Genomic DNA, 15,849 nt, shown 5'->3' with positions numbered 1-15,849 from the left:
CCAGTGGGTATTAGCTGACGTTTGGCAAGATATTTAGGGCAAATCTTCACAAAAATTAATATGCTTCCGATTCGATTTGCTTAATCGGGACGAAACACTCTCCGGGGAGAAGAATCGGTTTATTGTTAAAAATCAATTGGCCGCGATGATTGTCGCGGTTAATAGCGACACCAAAAGGACGTTTACTAACTCTGCTATTGAGGGTACAGTAGATGCGATAAATGCGTCTGGCTGCCCGTAAGACAGTAGGATCTAACAAAATTGGGATTTCCATATCGACACGCTGTTGTTCTGTTTTCTCGGATAGGGCTACCATAGCACTCGTCTCCCCACGATTAAATTGACGTATTTATTAAATCAATGGTATATGACGATTTCGGAATTTGGCACTTTTGTTATGATTCTAAAACTTTCAGGATGGCCTGGCCCATAGCTTGGCATCCCACCAAGGTCATACCTTCTGAGAAAATATCTCCAGTACGATAACCGAACTCTAAGACTTTTTCTACGGCTTTTTCCAGCGCTGCTGCCGCTAAAGGCTGATTTAGCCCATATTTTAACATCATAGCAGCACTGAGAATCTGGGCGATCGGATTGGCCTTATCTTGGCCGGCGATATCCGGGGCCGAACCGTGGACGGGTTCAAAAACTCCCACCCCAGCAGTCCCTAAACTAGCGGAGGGTAACATTCCGATACTACCAGTTAACATGGCCGCTTCATCCGAGAGAATATCACCGAATAAATTGCCCGTGACGATAGTATCAAATTGTTTGGGGGCCCGGACTAACTGCATGGCTGCGTTATCGACGTAGAGATGGGAAAGTTCCACATCGGGATAATTAGCGGCGATTTTCGTCATCCGGTCGCGCCAGAGTTGGGAAACATCAAGAACATTAGCTTTATCGACGGAACAGAGTTTCTTGCCGCGTTTTTGGGCAATTTCAAAGGCCACCTTAGCGATGCGGTCCACCTCCGATTCCAAGTAAACCATGGTATTTACACCGCATTTTTCTCCCGTTTCCGTCTCAAAAATCCCCTTCGGTTGACCGAAATAGACACCCCCGGTCAATTCCCGGACGACCATGATATCCACTCCCTCGATAATCTCCCGTTTGAGACTAGAAGCGTCGATTAATTGCGGAAAAATGGTGGCAGGACGTAAATTAGCAAAAAGACCTAAACCAGATCTTAAGCCTAATAATCCGGTTTCCGGCCTTTGCTGCCGGGGCAAATTATCCCATTTATAACCCCCGATAGCGGCCAAGAGAACAGCATCACTATTTTTACAGGCGCTCAGGGTTGCTTCGGGGAGGGGACTGCCGGTTTCATCAATGGCTGCCCCTCCAATTAAAGCGGTTTGGAAGTCAAACTGGAGGTCAAATTTTTTAGCGATGACTTTCAGTATCTCTACGGTGACAGCGAGGATTTCCGGCCCGATGCCATCGCCGGGTAGTAGGGTAATGCGATACTGTTGCGTCATAGTTCTAGAACGGTAAAATAGGTCAGACTCTTGATTATAACATAGTTAGGGTTGGCTGAATAAATCTAAAAACCTTGTTGGATAAGGTTTTTAGACTTTTTTCCCATCAAAAAGTGCCAGCGATTGCAGTGATTGGGGTGAAAATTCCGGGACTTTTTCCCTGAAAATCGGTAAAATCCTACACCCTACACCCAGGAAAAACTTTTTGCCGCAAACCCTAATTAAAGGGGCAGTTAATCCCCAATAACTACACTAATTCCACATGGGAATCGTCCCCAATCATAAAGCGTAAAGCTTTTGGACGTTGGGGTGCGATTTCTAATTTTGCCCGTCGTCCAATCACACTATCAACTATGCGCTGATGAATGCCAATAATCGTGGCATCTTTGAGAATAACACTGTGTTCTATGTCGGCATCAATTAATTTTACTCCATTAGCTATACTGCTGTAGGGACCGATAAAACAATTCTCAATGTGACAATTTTCTCCGATAATGACAGGGCCGCGAATGGTACTATTAATAATTTTACTACCCTGACCAATTTGTACCCGTCCGATCACCTGACTATTAGCATCAATTTCTCCCTGTAAAGCGATTTCTAGACAGGTATCGAGGATAATCCGATTTGCTTCTAATAAATCATCTTTTTTACCCGTATCTAACCACCAACCCAGTAGTTTATTGGCTTCTACTGCTTTATTTTGATTGATTAATTCTTGGATAGCGTCGGTAATTTCTAACTCACCCCGGCCCGAAGGTTGAATAGATGCGATCGCTTGGTGAATGGTGGGGGCAAAAAAATAAATCCCCACCAAAGCTAAATTTGAGGGGGGTTCTTTGGGTTTTTCGACTAAGTATAAAACTTTGCCGGTTTCATCTACTTTTGCCACCCCAAAAGCACTAGGATTAGAGACTTTTCGCAGCAGAATTAAAGCATCAAGGGACTGTTTTTGGAAAGAGTCTAAAAAGGGCGATAAATCATCCTCAATTAGGTTATCACCCAAGTACATAATAAAGGGGGAATCTCCTAGGAAAGATTGGGCAGTTTTGACCGCGTGAGCTAATCCTGCCGGTTGATCTTGGCGAATATAAGTTATCTTAGCGCCAAACTGTTCACCATTGCCCGTGGTCTGACGAATTTCTTCCCCAGTTTCGGGACTGATAATAATGCCAATATCGGTAATTCCTGCGGCCACAATTGATTCGATTCCATACCATAAAATCGGTTTATTGGCCACGGGAACTAACTGTTTTGCCCCAGTATAAGTTAGGGGACGTAACCTCGTACCTTTACCACCGGATAAAATTAGTGCTTTCATAGTTTTAAAGATTAAATAGTTGGTTGAGCATAGCTTTGAGAGAATCTCGCCAATAGGGAGGAATATAATCCAATTGTTGCGAGATTTTTTGACTGGAAAGAACCGAATAGGCCGGACGCACTGCTGGGGTAGGATATTCAGCAGTAGTAATGGGAATTACTCTCTGAATTTTTAAGGGAATACCGCTTATTTTTGCCTCCTCAAAAATCGCTTTAGTTAAATCAAACCAACTGGCGACACCGCTATTAGTAAAATTATAGATTCCTGGGGGATTATCGACATTAATTAGAAGGTGAGTAATGGCCGTGGCGATATCTTTTGCCCAAGTGGGACTTCCCACCTGATCAACAACTACTTTTAACTCCTCTCTTTCCTTGCCTAATCTCAGCATAGTTTTGACAAAATTACTTTTGCCATAACTGCCGTAAACCCAAGCAGTCCGGAGGATAATTGCCTGAGAATTAACAGTTTTAATTTCCTCTTCTCCCCTTAACTTTGATTGTCCATAAACCCCTAAAGGATTAGTTAGATCGGTTTCTAGATAGGGGGTATTTTTCCGACCATCAAAGACATAATCGGTGGAAATATGGAGAAATTTAGCTTTAATTTTCTCGGCAGATTCCGCCATGATTTTTGGAGCTATAGCATTGATAGAATAGGCTAAATCTGGTTCGGTTTCGGCTTTATCCACTGCCGTATAAGCGGCGGCATTAACCAGATAATCGGGGTGAATTTCCCTAATTAACTGGCTGATTTTTTCCGAGTTAGTTAAATCTAGTTCTTCTCGACCGATACTAATAACTTCGCACAAGGATGGTAAAGTTACTTGTAACTCTTGTCCTACCTGACCTTTAGCACCAATTAGTAAAACTTTTTTCATCGTCTTTAGGGGAAAACTTCCACGGATTTAAAGGGTTGTCCAGCTTGGTCTTTAGGGGAGAGAATCGGCGGAGTCTCTAGGGGCCAATCAATCCCTAAATCGGCATCATTCCATAAAATAGTTTTTTCGTACTTTGGATAATAATAATTAGTGGTTTTGTAGAGAAATTCTGCTCGATCGGAGAGAACTAGAAAGCCATGGGCAAAACCTTCGGGAACCCAGAAAATCCGTTTATTTTCCGCACTTAAAACACAGCCTACCCATTGCCCAAAAGTGGGGGAACTTTGACGCGCATCCACTGCCACATCAAAAACACTACCATTCACCACTCGCACCAGTTTACCCTGGGGATTGGGGATTTGATAGTGCAATCCTCGCAGGACATTTTTTAGGGACATAGAGTGATTATCCTGGACAAAAGTGGTATTAACCCCAGTTTTTTCTCGAAAATCTTTCTGATTAAAACTCTCCAAGAAAAAACCTCGATCGTCTCCGTAAACTTGCGGTTCAATGATTAAAACATCAGGAATTTCCGTCGGAATAACTTTCATAAAATCGGAGACAAGATAACTTTTGCGGGTAGTCTAGCACAAAAGGGCATTTTTTTCTAAAGTTTTTTATTAATCTTTCCCCGGTAACTGAATAATGATAAGATGAGCCTAACTTAGTCAGAGCATAAACGACGTGGTACAAGTCTCTACACACACCGCTACTCAATCTATCCCCATGGAGGGAGAAGCCTTAAAAAACTGGTTACAGACTAGGGCTAATCAGATTATCGCCGGCGATCGACTCAGTAAGCAAGAGGCCCTAGCTTTAACTGCGATCGAAGGTCAGGAAAATATTTTCAGCTTATGTGAGGCTGCCGATCGCATTCGTCAGGCCTGTTGTGGTAATACGGTAGATTTATGTAGCATTATCAACATAAAATCGGGAAGTTGTTCGGAAAATTGCAGTTTTTGTTCCCAATCCGTCCACCATCCCGGTCAAGATTCGCCTATCTACGGTTTAAAAAGTCGCGAGGAAATCGTCAGCCATGCGAAAGCGGCAGCCGACGCGGGGGCCAAACGCTTCTGTTTAGTTAGTCAAGGTCGGGGATTAAAGTATAATAGCCCCAAATCCAAGGAATTCGAGGAAATACTGGCCACAGTTCAAGAAATCATCGAAACCGCCAAGATTAAACCCTGTTGCGCCTTGGGAGAGTTAACCCTCCCCCAAGCCCAGGCCTTAAAAGAAGCTGGAGTTACCCGTTATAATCACAATCTGGAAGCTTCCGAGAATTTTTATCCTAACGTGGTCTCCACCCACAGTTGGCAGGATCGGGTAGAAACGGTAAAAAACCTGAAAGCGGCGGGAATTCAGGCTTGTACGGGGGGAATTATCGGTATGGGGGAAAGTTGGACTGATCGCATTGATTTAGCTTTTTCTCTGGCGGAATTAGAAGTGGAATCAGTGCCGATTAACCTATTAAACCCCAGAAGTGGCACCCCTTTAGGTCATTTACCCAAACTGGATCCCTTGACTGCCCTAAAAGCGATCGCCATTTTCCGGTTTATCTTACCCCAACAAATTCTCCGTTATGCCGGGGGACGAGAGGCAGTGATGGGAGAATTGCAAAATCTGGGGCTAAAATCGGGAATTAATGCTATGCTGATTGGGCATTATTTGACCACCCTAGGACAACCGCCCCAACAGGATCAGGCGATGTTGGCTGATCTTAGTTTAATAGGAGGAGAAGCCCCCATCCCCGGTGAATACCAACCCCAACAGACAACCTAAATCACGTCGAGGACGAGAATCTCCGCCGCGGCGCACTTCCGCGTCGGTTCCCAATGAGTTAATCTGGGCTTTGATTGGTTTGTTGCTGACAATTTTTAGTACATTTGTTCCAGTAAGCCTAGCTAGTTGGTCAGCTGCGGGTCTATCTTCGCAAAAACTAGGCATAACTTACCAAATTGGGGCAGTATTATTAACGGGCTGTCTGGGGGGCAAAAATGCCGGGCTTCTTGCCCAGGTGGCCTATATTTTTCTCGGTTTAACTTGGTTGCCGGTGTTTGCTCAGGGTGGGGGAATGGGTTATCTGAAAGAAGCCAGTTTTGGCTATATTTTAGGCTTTATGCCGGGGGCATGGCTGTGTGGTTGGCTGGCTTTTCGCTGGCGTGCCAAGATAGAAACTCTGGCTTTAAGTGCCTTTGCCGGTTTGTTAGTGATTCATCTGTGCGGTTTATTATATATGCTGGGATTGTCGATTTTTCAGCCCCAAGCCAGTCAAATCACCTTTCCCGATAGTTTGCCCACCCTATTTATGAATTATTCAGTCTGGCCATTTTTAGGGCAATTAGTAGTAATTTGTGTGGTGGTAATTATTGCCTTTTTCTTCCGTAAATTATTATTTTATTGATGCCAGAGCCAATGTTAAAAAAAAATCGCTGGTTTTGGATAGTGGCGGTGCTTGGTCTAAGTTTAGACCAAGTAACTAAGTATATAACCGTGCAGAGTTTTGAGCAAATCGGTGATACTTTTCCGGTTATTCCGGGGGTTTTTCATTTTACATTTGTGATTAATACCGGGGCGGCTTTTAGTGCTTTTCGGGGCGGTGTTGGTTGGCTCAAATGGCTATCCTTATTAGTTAGTTTGGGATTAATGGCTTTTGCTTACTTTGGACCGCATTTAAGCCGTTGGGAACAATTAGCCTACGGTTTTATTTTAGCAGGGGCTTTCGGCAATGGCATCGATCGCTTTTTGTTTGGTTATGTGGTGGATTTTCTCGATTTTAGATTGATTAATTTTCCTGTTTTTAATCTGGCTGATGTCTTTATTAACATCGGGATTATTTGCCTATTAATTTCGACTTTTCCCCACAAGTCAAGGGTCCCGTAGGGGCGAAGCATTCGAGCGATAACCTATCGCTGAAACCGTAGATTTCCTATCCGAATGCTTCGCCCTTACTTTTTCTGTTCAAAAAAAATTGGTGATTTAGTATTATATTCCTGGAATACTGATCATTTAAATATTTTGTAAATCCAGATAATTCCTGTTGAGTACCAATCATAATAAATCCGTTGAGTATAAGCTACATATCAGCAGAGGCACTCATGCAAAAGGGGGAATAAATAATCAGTTTTTAATAACTGGATTTAGTATTACATATTCCTGTGCTTGTTCAAGCAAATAATAAACGTCCTTTAGGTTCAGGAATTTCTCGGCCTAATTCCTGTGCTGTTTCAATCCATTGTTGAATAATGATTTCAGCATTTTGTACAGCTTCTTGATAAGTTTCTCCATCAGCCATACATCCTGCCAGTTCTGGAACTTCAACGATAAATAGTTGATCCTCATTACTCCAGTAAATAATCAGTTCATAACGAATTTTCATCCTGTTTACTCATACATCCAATACATATACAAGCAAAATAGTCGGCTCTCTCAACATCATGGTATAAAGTGTTTGTAAATGTGACATTTTGGGCGTTTACCCTAACTTTAATCCTTAACCTAATCCTAACACGATTAGTTAACCTCGATCGGGTGAGAATTGCCCACCCGAAAAACTATGCTTCTGTTTCAGAAATAGAGCGATCAAATTTACTAACTAACTGAGGATTTTCTGACCAAGCATCGATAATACTCATATTCCCATTGAGAAAATTCTGTTTAATAGCGCGGCGTTGAATTTTGCCACTGGCAGTTTTGAGAATTGTTCCCGATTTAGCTAAAACAATGGCATGGGTCATAATTTCGTGTTCTTCGGCGATTTCTTGACGGATATCGGCGATTAATTTGGCCGTATCTAATTCCCCGCTGCGACGCTCTAATTCCTGGACAATAACTAACTGTTCTTCCCCGTTATCTTCAATAGAAAAAGCGGCACCATAATCGGGACGAAAAACCTCATTAAGATGCTGTACTGACCATTCTAAATCTTGGGGATAATGATTACTACCACGGACAATAATTAAATCCTTAATCCGTCCCGTGATATGTAATTCCCCATCGAGAAGAAAACCTAAATCTCCCGTGCGTAAAAACGGTCCTTCTCCTGTATCAGCAAGATAAGCTTGAAAAGTTTCTTTGGTTGCGTCTTCCCGTTGCCAATATCCAGCGGCCATACTGGGGTCACTGGCCCAAATTTCGCCCACTTCATCGGCTGCACAAAGGGTGAAAGTATCGGGATTAACCATAGCTATACGGGTATCACAGACGCGACGACCACAACTGGGGACTGATCTAACTCCCGTGGTTCGATCGGAGCCTACAGGGACAATTTTACCGCGTTCGTAGGCGGTTGCATCCAAAGCGGTGATAATTGGGGTGGTTCCCTTGGGTTTATTGGAAATCAAGAGGGTATATTCAGCTAATCCGTAGGCAGGGGCGAAAGTTTGCCAAGAAAAGCCATAATCGGCAAAAGTATCGACAAATTTGGCCATGACCTTCGGATTAATCGGTTCGGCGGCATTTCCCGCGGCCTGCCAACTGCTCAGGTCTAATTCCGCTAAATCGGCAGCTTTAATCCTGCGAGTACAAAGATCATAGGCGAAGTTGGGGGCCTGACTATGAGTAACTTTGTACTTAGTAATATTTTTTAACCACTGCATCGGACGCTTAATAAAAGCAAAGGGAGACATGAGATAGCAGGGTGTACCGTTGTAGAGGGGGACGGTGATACCCTCGACTAACCCGTAATCGTGAAAATAGGGCATCCAAGTGAGGGTAACGCTATCCGGTTCGTAACCACAAGCTTTTTGCAAGTAACCGCAATGGTGCATCAGGTTAAAATGACTTAGCATCACCCCTTTGGGGATATTAGTCGAACCGGAGGTATATTGCAGATAGGCAAGCGCCGATTTATCCACCTGGGGATCTTGCCATTGGTCTGCCAGGGAAATATCAATGCTTTCGGTAGTAATCCACTTCATTTGGTCGAATTCTGGGAATTCTTCCTTCACACCTTCAATAAGAGTCAGAATACTTTCGGTAACTAGGGCAAAGGTGGCATTAGCATCCTTGACAATTGCCCGTAAACGGGGCAAAGTGCGCTTAAGTCGTCCTGATTCCGGTGGGGGGACGGGAATGGCAATCACTCCCGCGTAGAGACAACCACAAAAAGCGGCCACTACTTCTAAACTTTGAGGATAGAGTAACAGGGCCCGTTCTCCCAGCGCCTGGTATTTTTGCAAATAGGCGGCGATTGCTCTTGCTTGGCGATCGAGTTCACTGTAGGTTAAAAGTGGGGTTTCTTTTTTGCCATCAATAAGAAAAGTGTAGGCATGGCCCTCTGGTTGTGCCGTGGCGCGGTAATGTAAGAGTTCTACTAGGGTGGCAGGTTGAATTAAGGTTTCAGTCATCGTTGTTATCGGACTTATTGGGGGCCATTGTATAGAAGTTTTAACATATTTGGCGATGGCGCTAGGATAAAGTGCGAAAGGCGATCGGTCAAGGTCTAGGATTAAGTAGCTGGTTATAATTAAATTAAAAATGGATTTTAGGTTCGATCCCCCCTAGCCCCCCTTGATAAGGGGGGAAGCCGAAGGCGGGGGGATCCCCCTTGATAAGGGGGGTGTCTGATGATTTTTAACGCCTACTTACTTAAGTTATTGGTTAAAATCCCCCCGCCTTATCTCTGCAATTGTGAGAAAAAAGCTATAATTAATCAATCCTAAAATACCGGGAAAAAGTCATGACAGCCCTAGACATAATCCCAGAAGTTGCCTGTCCCCACACAGATTTATGGAGTGATGAACCACCCTTGGAAAGTGATCTACACCTGCAACAGATCATCATTCTCCTTAGTTGTCTAGAATTATTATGGCGCGAGAGGAGTGATTACTACGCTTCGGGAAATCTAACCATCTACTACAACGAAGAACAACTAAAAAAACGTGATTTCTGGGGTCCCGATTTTTTTGTGGTTTTAGATACCGAAAAGCGTCCCCGCAAAAGTTGGGTGGTTTGGAGAGAACAGGGTAAATATCCCGATGTAATTGTCGAGATTCTTTCCGATTCTACGGCCAATATTGACCGCAATAACAAGAAAATTCTCTACCAAAATACCTTTCGCACTCCTAATTATTTTTGGTTCGATCCCAATAGTTTAGAATTGCAAGGATTTAGACTAATTGAGGGACAATATCAAGCCATTTCTCCCAATGAACAGGGTTATCTCTGGAGTGAACAGTTAGGATTATATTTAGGGATATTTGACCGTAAACTGCGTTATTTTACCGCCAATAGTCAATTAGTCCCCACTCCTCAAGAAGCTGAGTTACAGCAAAGACAGGCAAAAGAACAGGCTCTTTTAGAGAAAGAACAGGCTCTTTTAGAGAAAGAAAGGGAACGACAAGCTAAGGAAAAATTGGCCCAAAAATTGCGAGAATTAGGCATTGATCCCGATACAATTTAGGGGAAATATTATTTTCTAGTAACTATGGTGACAGCAGCGCCCCTAGTGGGTGTAATTATGGGCAGTGATTCCGACTTACCCACCATGAAAGAATCGATCGCAGTTTTAGAGATTTTTCAGATTAGCCACGAAGTCGCCATCGTCTCAGCCCATCGTACCCCCGAAAAAATGTTTGAATACGGCAAAAACGCTCATAAGAGGGGAATAAAAGTGATTATCGCTGGAGCGGGTGGTGCTGCCCATTTACCCGGGATGGTAGCATCTTTAACCCCCTTACCCGTGATTGGAGTTCCCGTAGTCACGCGCACTTTACAAGGGTTAGACTCTCTCTATTCAATTGTACAGATGCCCGCAGGCATTCCCGTGGCCACGGTGGCGATCGGTAATGCCAAAAATGCTGGACTTTTAGCGGTTCAAATTCTCGCCATCGGTAATGCTGATCTTTTAGAGCAAGTTATCGCCTATCGTCAATCCCTCACCGATTCCGTCCTCGAAAAACAAAGCAATCTTCAACGACTAGGCTATCAAGACTATCTAGGGCAGAGTTCACCTAAGTAGGGTAGATTGAGAAAAGATTAAGTAACAAATTATGAAGTAATTATGCGTTGGATCACCGCTTGTGTATTGAGTCTATTGCTCTTTTTTGCCCTACCCATAGCGGCCTATGCCGATAGCCCGACTATTAGCGAAGAACAGATTAGAGAAGGGGAAGTTATCGCCGAAAAAGCCCTAGAAGCCACAGAAAAAGGTGATTACGCCCAGGCCGAAAACTATTGGACCCAATTAGTCGCCAAATTCCCCACTAACCCCGCCGTCTGGAGTAATCGCGGCAATGCCAGAGTTAGTCTCAATAAATTAGAGGATGCGATCGCTGATTTTAACCAAGCGATCGCCATTGCCCCCGATGCCCCCGATCCCTACCTCAATCGCGGCACCGCTTTAGAGGGAGAAGGCAAATATCAAGAAGCGATCGCCGATTATAATAAAGTTTTAGAATTGGCCCCCAATGATGCCTTTGCCTATAACAATCGCGGCAACGCCGAAGGCGGTTTAGGGGACTGGGAAGCCGCCGTCAAAGACTATCGCCAAGCCACTCAACTGGCCCCGAATTTTGCCTGGGCGCAAGCTAATCTGGCCCTGGCCCTGTACGAATTGGGCAGATATCCCGAAGCAGTCCAAAAAATGCGGAATATTGCCCGCAAATACCCCATGTTCCCCGATGTCAGAGCCGCCTTAAGCGCCGTTTTATGGACCCAAGGACAACAGGGAGAAGCGGAAAGCAATTGGGTAGCCGCCGTCGGTATGGATACCCGCTATCAAGACCTCGATTGGGTAAAAAGCGTGCGCCGTTGGCCGCCGAATATGGTTCTAGCCTTAGATAAGTTTCTTAACTTAAAGTAAAAAATTACTAAATAGTAACTTTTCTAGCAGTAGCGGGGCTGAGAGTCCAATTATCCTGAAATCAGCGACTAAAATACAATTGAGGCCTGATAGTTCCATTATCCTCGATCGAATAACCAGGCTCTGGAAAGGAAAAGGAATAGCTAGAACGGGCCGATGGCCCAATGCTATAATCCAATTACAGGGATAGATTGGACTCTATCAGTATCCGCCGCTACTGTACACCTTAAATCTTAGCCAGAATGCCAGATTTACACTTGCTTAATTCTCATCCACAGGCCCTAGAAACCGCCTTCATCGCCACTGCCGACCGGTCTTTTTCCTCCCCTCTATCCCTCGACCTCGCCAGAATTAATCAACGTTTTGACTCCGCTAACGCCGCAGAAATCGTCGCTTGGGCTGCGGCCACCTTTGGGGAAGGTTTGGTGATGAGTACCAGTTTCGGCATTCAAGCGGCGGTGATGTTGCACCTCGTCACCGCAATTATCCCCGATATTCCCATCATTTGGATCGATACCGGCTATCTTCCTCCGGAAACCTATCAATTTGCCGAAGACTTAAGCCAACGCCTCCATTTAAACCTGAAAGTTTATCAATCTCCCCTCAGTCCCGCCCGCATGGAAGCAATCCACGGTAAACTGTGGTCAAATAACGATCTCGACTCCCTCAATCTCTACGACAAAATCCGCAAGGTGGAGCCGATGCAACGGGCCCTGAAGGAATTAAAGGCCACCGCTTGGTTAGCAGGTTTACGTCGCGACCAAACCGACCACCGCAAAACTCTCCAATGGGTCAATCAACAGGGCGAACGTTACAAAATATTACCGATACTTGACTGGAATGCCAAAACCATCTACGACTATCTGACTAAATACGATCTTCCCTACCATCCCTATTTTGATCTGGGTTATGTCTCCGTCGGCGATTGGCACTCCAGTCGGCCTTTAACCGCCGATGATAGCAACGAACGAGACACCCGTTTCAAGGGTTTAAAACAAGAATGCGGTCTTCATTTACCCTTAACCCCCGGAGAAGCACAAAGTCTCGACGCAAGCTCCCTATAACTGCCGGGGTGGGAAATTTGCCGGTGCGATCGGTTCCTAGACGTTAGACAATGGTTAATGATTATTAATCCCCCATTAACCATGGCTATTTTAGAAAATTTTCTCGAAGTCGGCCCTCTCAAGTGGTTCTATCGACAGGTTAACCCCGCTCAACAACCGGACACAACCCCCGTGATCCTACTCCATGGTTTACCCGCCCATGGCTATATTTGGCGAGAATTATTGACCAGTTTAGAAGAATATAACATTAATGCCATTGCCCCCGATTGGATCGGTTCCGGTTTATCCGCTAAACCCGATGCCAGAGATTTCGCCTACACACCTAGCGCTTTTTGTCAAGCCTTGGCCGATTTTATTCAAGCTCTCCAATTGCCGAAAATCTCCCTCATTGTCCAGGGTTTTTTAGCCTCCGTCGGGTTACAATACGCCCTAGAAAATCCCGATAAAATTGAGCGCTTGATCGTTTTAAATACTCCCCTCTCCAGTGATGTTAAATTACCCTGGATAATGAAACAATGGGGGCTACCTTTCCTCGGAGATATGGCGACTCAAGACCCCTTATTAGTCGATCGTACTTTAGAAACTGGTAGCGGTTTTGTGATTAGTGATGCAGATCTGGCTATTTTCCGTCAACCTTATCTAAAAACTTCGGCAGTGGGTCGCGCTTTACTGGCCACGATTCGCAATTTAAACCTATCGAAAACTATGGCAGAAATTGAGACAGGTTTAGAGAACTTTGAAAAACCTATCCTTTTTGTCTGGGGAATGGCCGATCCTTGGTTATCTTCTGTCACCGTTGAAAAATTAGCTACTAAATCAGGAGTGGAATTAATCCCCCTCTCGGAAGCAAAACACTATCCCCAAGAACATTGGTCAAAAGAAATTAGTCCCCAGATTATTAATTTTCTCGGACGCAAAACCTAAACCTCGATACTTTCTGGGAATTGATAGCAAAATTTCCCTAGAAAGTATTGATCAAGTTATCCTTAGTATATCACTGTAGTTCTGCACTGGCCACCGCCTATGGAAATACCAGCTTTAGGAAGGATAAATATAGAAAATAATCCCCCAGATATTAATAATTTAACCGATTGGGAGCGAGTTAAATCGATGGGTGATCTAGAAATCGAGGCTAATGCTTTGTCATGCTAAATCTGGTTATTAAAGACTGATTATTTATTCCCCTTTTTGCATGAGTGCATGAGTAGAAAACGGGTTTCTCGGAGAAGCCCGTTTTCTGTGCGTTACTCAACGGATTTAGTATAAGCTGCACTGCATTTAAACCGCATACTGAGTAATTTTAGTACAAAGGCTAGAAATCTCAACCCCAGAAACCTCTCCTCCCCACTCTCCTATACTTTTAAAGTGGAATAAAGTTTTAGCTTAATTAATCTGGTTAGAGGCCTGTTTTTGTCGTTTCTAAATACCCCTGATAACTTGACCGGAACTGTTCGATCGATAGGTTCTTTGTCCAATATTCTACCAGAGCATGACCCCAGGCCCAAGCTTCCTTGTCAGCAGTGCTATAATTTTCTAATAGTATTGGCCAAAGTGCCAATAAATCAAAACTTTTATTCTCCGTATTCAAGAGAGAAGAAAGCTCGTAGGCCATCTGTAATTTACCGATCGCTACTGGTAATTGTTCCACAGGAATTTGTTCAGCTAAAAGATAGGCTAAGGTCGGTCTTCCCGTGGCTAAAGTGGAGATAAAACCTAGAATAGGACTTTTTAATAGGGCCGTTAAACCTTGCCCCGTGGCCATCTGTAAAGTATAGCGATCGATTATTTTCGCCGCTGCCAGGGTTCGAGTTTCTAAATCCGCTAAAAAACGGGCTAAACGCAACTGTTTTGCGGGCGAAATTGCCCCCAGTAAAGCGATTGATAACTCCTCATCCCCCCAAGCTTCTCTATCTGGCTGTTGACTGACCATCGGCAAAATGCGATCGCATAGATCCTCGAATAATTCCGCCCGATACTGCAAACATTCGCGGATATTGACTTCTTTAGGACTTTCTCCGGTCAGCCAATTATAGGGGGGTTGCCACTCTCGCAGCGGACGCAGGCGATCGACTTGAGAAACACAGACTATAACTGGTAAATTGTCAATAGTTTGTTGCAAATCTTTAAGAAAAGCCTCGTCCATGGCCAGGGCGGGATCGAGGGCGGGGGTGACAAGAATTAATAAATCGGCGTTTTTGGCATAATTAAGAACTTTTTGCCGATAATCAGCCCGATTTGACTGTTCATAGCCTGGGGTATCCCAGAGGATTAACTCGTCCCCTTCTGGGGTTTGCCAATGGTAGGATTGGATTGCATCGGTACTAGGCAATAGATCCACTTGGGCTAAATCGGCCCGAAAGAGAGTATTGATCAAACTGCTTTTGCCGGCCCCGGTGCGTCCAACCAGCAGAATATTAACCGGTTGGCGATCGATTTCCGTGATTGGTTCAGCTTGGGCGAGAATTTCCTTGAGAGTAGTAGTGGCGATTTTCGTCTTGGTGGGGAGAGTTGGGGCGAGATTGCCGCCACTGTAGAGTAACACCGCTTGGCGAGAAAGGTTTCTTAGGGCATTTTCCCGCAAAACTTGCCCTAAATTGACTAATAATTGCTGATCCGCTCGATCGCTGTATTTTTGACTGGCAACTTTAGCCACAGCCGCAGCGGGATTGATCACCCATTGCGCCCAATTCCAGACCTGCCAAAGTTTCTGGGCCGAGGGTTGCAATTTTTGATAAACTTCGTAGGCCTGATAGGCTTGGCCGATGGTGATTTGATTCAAGGCCGGGGAAAGATTCTGCATCCAGCGATCGCTATCATCCACGGTTCCCCGAATTAAACCGTAGGCCTGGGGAATGTAAATATTTAATAAGGGGTACTTGACATCGGGGTAATATATATGGGCGATGGCACTGACCAAATCCTGACAGCGTTGCCAAAAAGTCGCCCAATCTTCCCAAACCGGGCGATCATTGCGGGCCTCGACGATAATCCTCTCGATAATTTCCTCGACATTGCCCCCGGAATCACCGTCAGGAGGGGTTAATTCTGCCTTAACTTCCCCAATGGTGGCTTCAATTTCCCCGACCACTGGGCGCGTCCATTTGACCAACAGGAAGCGCCAAGCAACAAAAATCAGGGTAAAAACTGCCCAAATCCAATTTAAACCCCATTGATTGATCTGGAAACTGGCGGCCACGATCAGAAAGATGACCACGGCGGCGATCGGAACTGCTAAAATCAACCCTTGCCAAGTTTTTAACCGTAACATTGCTCGATCTGTTTTTTTTCCATTCTACCGATCT

Annotated in this window: 17 protein-coding genes; 9 read left to right on the top strand and 8 right to left on the bottom strand. The window is 44.6% G+C overall.

Features of this window, described 5'->3' with window-relative positions:
* Window positions 1-55: 55 nt before the first annotated feature.
* The 5 genes from ACQY1X_RS04655 to rfbC form a co-directional block, all read right to left on the bottom strand.
* On the bottom strand, window positions 56-316 hold the full coding sequence (locus ACQY1X_RS04655) for a hypothetical protein (RefSeq protein WP_002734814.1): 261 nt from the start codon (window positions 314-316) through the stop codon (window positions 56-58).
* A gap of 79 nt (window positions 317-395) precedes the next feature.
* Window positions 396-1,481 (bottom strand): 3-isopropylmalate dehydrogenase, encoded by a 1,086-nt coding sequence (gene leuB, locus ACQY1X_RS04650; protein ID WP_430014076.1) that lies wholly within the window; start codon window positions 1,479-1,481, stop codon window positions 396-398.
* Window positions 1,482-1,728: 247 nt separating this feature from the next.
* Window positions 1,729-2,802 carry a glucose-1-phosphate thymidylyltransferase gene (locus ACQY1X_RS04645; protein WP_024968657.1) on the bottom strand — a complete coding sequence of 358 codons (1,074 nt, stop codon included), beginning with the start codon at window positions 2,800-2,802 and terminating at the stop codon, window positions 1,729-1,731.
* A 4-nt stretch (window positions 2,803-2,806) separates the two neighbouring features.
* Window positions 2,807-3,682: a dTDP-4-dehydrorhamnose reductase gene (gene rfbD, locus ACQY1X_RS04640; RefSeq protein WP_430014075.1), complete on the bottom strand. Its 876-nt coding sequence runs from the start codon at window positions 3,680-3,682 to the stop codon at window positions 2,807-2,809.
* Window positions 3,683-3,687: 5 nt separating this feature from the next.
* Window positions 3,688-4,233, bottom strand: a complete 546-nt coding sequence (rfbC, locus tag ACQY1X_RS04635; RefSeq protein ID WP_002732824.1) for a dTDP-4-dehydrorhamnose 3,5-epimerase — start codon at window positions 4,231-4,233, stop codon at window positions 3,688-3,690.
* Between the two features lie 133 nt (window positions 4,234-4,366).
* On the opposite strand from rfbC, the gene bioB reads away from it, so the two are divergent.
* The 3 genes from bioB to lspA are packed head-to-tail and all read left to right on the top strand — an operon-like array spanning window position 4,367 to window position 6,562.
* Complete coding sequence (gene bioB / locus ACQY1X_RS04630; RefSeq protein ID WP_430014074.1) at window positions 4,367-5,461, top strand: biotin synthase BioB; 1,095 nt, start codon at window positions 4,367-4,369, stop codon at window positions 5,459-5,461.
* Entirely contained in the window at window positions 5,433-6,083 is a 651-nt protein-coding gene (locus ACQY1X_RS04625) for a biotin transporter BioY (protein WP_103111903.1), read from the top strand. Before bioB ends, ACQY1X_RS04625 begins: the two co-directional genes overlap by 29 nt.
* Before the next feature lie 11 nt (window positions 6,084-6,094).
* Complete coding sequence (gene lspA, locus ACQY1X_RS04620) at window positions 6,095-6,562, top strand: signal peptidase II (RefSeq protein ID WP_002776227.1); 468 nt, start codon at window positions 6,095-6,097, stop codon at window positions 6,560-6,562.
* 283 nt (window positions 6,563-6,845) lie between these two features.
* On the opposite strand, the gene ACQY1X_RS04615 is transcribed toward lspA, so the two are convergent.
* Window positions 6,846-7,058: a type II toxin-antitoxin system HicB family antitoxin gene (locus ACQY1X_RS04615; protein ID WP_002776225.1), complete on the bottom strand. Its 213-nt coding sequence runs from the start codon at window positions 7,056-7,058 to the stop codon at window positions 6,846-6,848.
* A gap of 175 nt (window positions 7,059-7,233) precedes the next feature.
* Entirely contained in the window at window positions 7,234-9,027 is a 1,794-nt protein-coding gene (locus ACQY1X_RS04610) for a fatty acyl-AMP ligase (RefSeq protein WP_430014073.1), read from the bottom strand.
* Window positions 9,028-9,359: 332 nt separating this feature from the next.
* On the opposite strand from ACQY1X_RS04610, the gene ACQY1X_RS04605 reads away from it, so the two are divergent.
* The 6 genes from ACQY1X_RS04605 (at window position 9,360) to ACQY1X_RS04580 (ending at window position 13,699) form a co-directional block, all read left to right on the top strand.
* Window positions 9,360-10,082 carry a Uma2 family endonuclease gene (locus ACQY1X_RS04605; RefSeq protein WP_430014072.1) on the top strand — a complete coding sequence of 241 codons (723 nt, stop codon included), beginning with the start codon at window positions 9,360-9,362 and terminating at the stop codon, window positions 10,080-10,082.
* Window positions 10,083-10,106: 24 nt separating this feature from the next.
* On the top strand, window positions 10,107-10,640 hold the full coding sequence (purE, locus tag ACQY1X_RS04600; protein WP_430014071.1) for a 5-(carboxyamino)imidazole ribonucleotide mutase: 534 nt from the start codon (window positions 10,107-10,109) through the stop codon (window positions 10,638-10,640).
* Between the two features lie 42 nt (window positions 10,641-10,682).
* On the top strand, window positions 10,683-11,483 hold the full coding sequence (locus tag ACQY1X_RS04595; protein ID WP_430014070.1) for a tetratricopeptide repeat protein: 801 nt from the start codon (window positions 10,683-10,685) through the stop codon (window positions 11,481-11,483).
* 242 nt (window positions 11,484-11,725) lie between these two features.
* Window positions 11,726-12,547 (top strand): phosphoadenosine phosphosulfate reductase, encoded by an 822-nt coding sequence (gene cysH / locus ACQY1X_RS04590; protein WP_016516985.1) that lies wholly within the window; start codon window positions 11,726-11,728, stop codon window positions 12,545-12,547.
* A gap of 57 nt (window positions 12,548-12,604) precedes the next feature.
* Complete coding sequence (locus ACQY1X_RS04585) at window positions 12,605-13,471, top strand: alpha/beta fold hydrolase (protein WP_430015440.1); 867 nt, start codon at window positions 12,605-12,607, stop codon at window positions 13,469-13,471.
* A 99-nt stretch (window positions 13,472-13,570) separates the two neighbouring features.
* A complete protein-coding gene (locus tag ACQY1X_RS04580; RefSeq protein WP_430015439.1) occupies window positions 13,571-13,699 on the top strand; it encodes a hypothetical protein in 129 nt (42 codons plus the stop codon).
* Between the two features lie 244 nt (window positions 13,700-13,943).
* Here the strand turns inward: ACQY1X_RS04580 and ACQY1X_RS04575 are convergent, their stop codons facing one another.
* Window positions 13,944-15,815, bottom strand: coding sequence for a GTPase family protein (locus tag ACQY1X_RS04575; protein WP_430015438.1), 1,872 nt, complete (start codon window positions 15,813-15,815; stop codon window positions 13,944-13,946).
* Window positions 15,816-15,849 lie beyond the last annotated feature (34 nt).

Source organism: Microcystis protocystis FBCC-A270, assembly GCF_050500235.1.
In the GTDB taxonomy this organism is placed as follows: domain Bacteria; phylum Cyanobacteriota; class Cyanobacteriia; order Cyanobacteriales; family Microcystaceae; genus Microcystis; species Microcystis ichthyoblabe_A.
Note: the sequence above shows the minus strand (reverse complement) of the source record. Positions and strands in the feature narration are given on the sequence as shown.

Coding starts and splice junctions, on each gene's coding strand:
- ACQY1X_RS04655 (WP_002734814.1), bottom strand. CDS start 316: ATGGTAGCCCTATCCGAGAAAACAGAACAACAGCGTGTCGATATGGAA.
- leuB (WP_430014076.1), bottom strand. CDS start 1,481: ATGACGCAACAGTATCGCATTACCCTACTACCCGGCGATGGCATCGGG.
- ACQY1X_RS04645 (WP_024968657.1), bottom strand. CDS start 2,802: ATGAAAGCACTAATTTTATCCGGTGGTAAAGGTACGAGGTTACGTCCC.
- rfbD (WP_430014075.1), bottom strand. CDS start 3,682: ATGAAAAAAGTTTTACTAATTGGTGCTAAAGGTCAGGTAGGACAAGAG.
- rfbC (WP_002732824.1), bottom strand. CDS start 4,233: ATGAAAGTTATTCCGACGGAAATTCCTGATGTTTTAATCATTGAACCG.
- lspA (WP_002776227.1), top strand. CDS start 6,095: ATGTTAAAAAAAAATCGCTGGTTTTGGATAGTGGCGGTGCTTGGTCTA.
- ACQY1X_RS04615 (WP_002776225.1), bottom strand. CDS start 7,058: ATGAAAATTCGTTATGAACTGATTATTTACTGGAGTAATGAGGATCAA.
- ACQY1X_RS04610 (WP_430014073.1), bottom strand. CDS start 9,027: ATGACTGAAACCTTAATTCAACCTGCCACCCTAGTAGAACTCTTACAT.
- ACQY1X_RS04605 (WP_430014072.1), top strand. CDS start 9,360: ATGACAGCCCTAGACATAATCCCAGAAGTTGCCTGTCCCCACACAGAT.
- purE (WP_430014071.1), top strand. CDS start 10,107: ATGGTGACAGCAGCGCCCCTAGTGGGTGTAATTATGGGCAGTGATTCC.
- ACQY1X_RS04595 (WP_430014070.1), top strand. CDS start 10,683: ATGCGTTGGATCACCGCTTGTGTATTGAGTCTATTGCTCTTTTTTGCC.
- cysH (WP_016516985.1), top strand. CDS start 11,726: ATGCCAGATTTACACTTGCTTAATTCTCATCCACAGGCCCTAGAAACC.
- ACQY1X_RS04585 (WP_430015440.1), top strand. CDS start 12,605: ATGATTATTAATCCCCCATTAACCATGGCTATTTTAGAAAATTTTCTC.
- ACQY1X_RS04580 (WP_430015439.1), top strand. CDS start 13,571: ATGGAAATACCAGCTTTAGGAAGGATAAATATAGAAAATAATCCCCCA.
- ACQY1X_RS04575 (WP_430015438.1), bottom strand. CDS start 15,815: ATGTTACGGTTAAAAACTTGGCAAGGGTTGATTTTAGCAGTTCCGATC.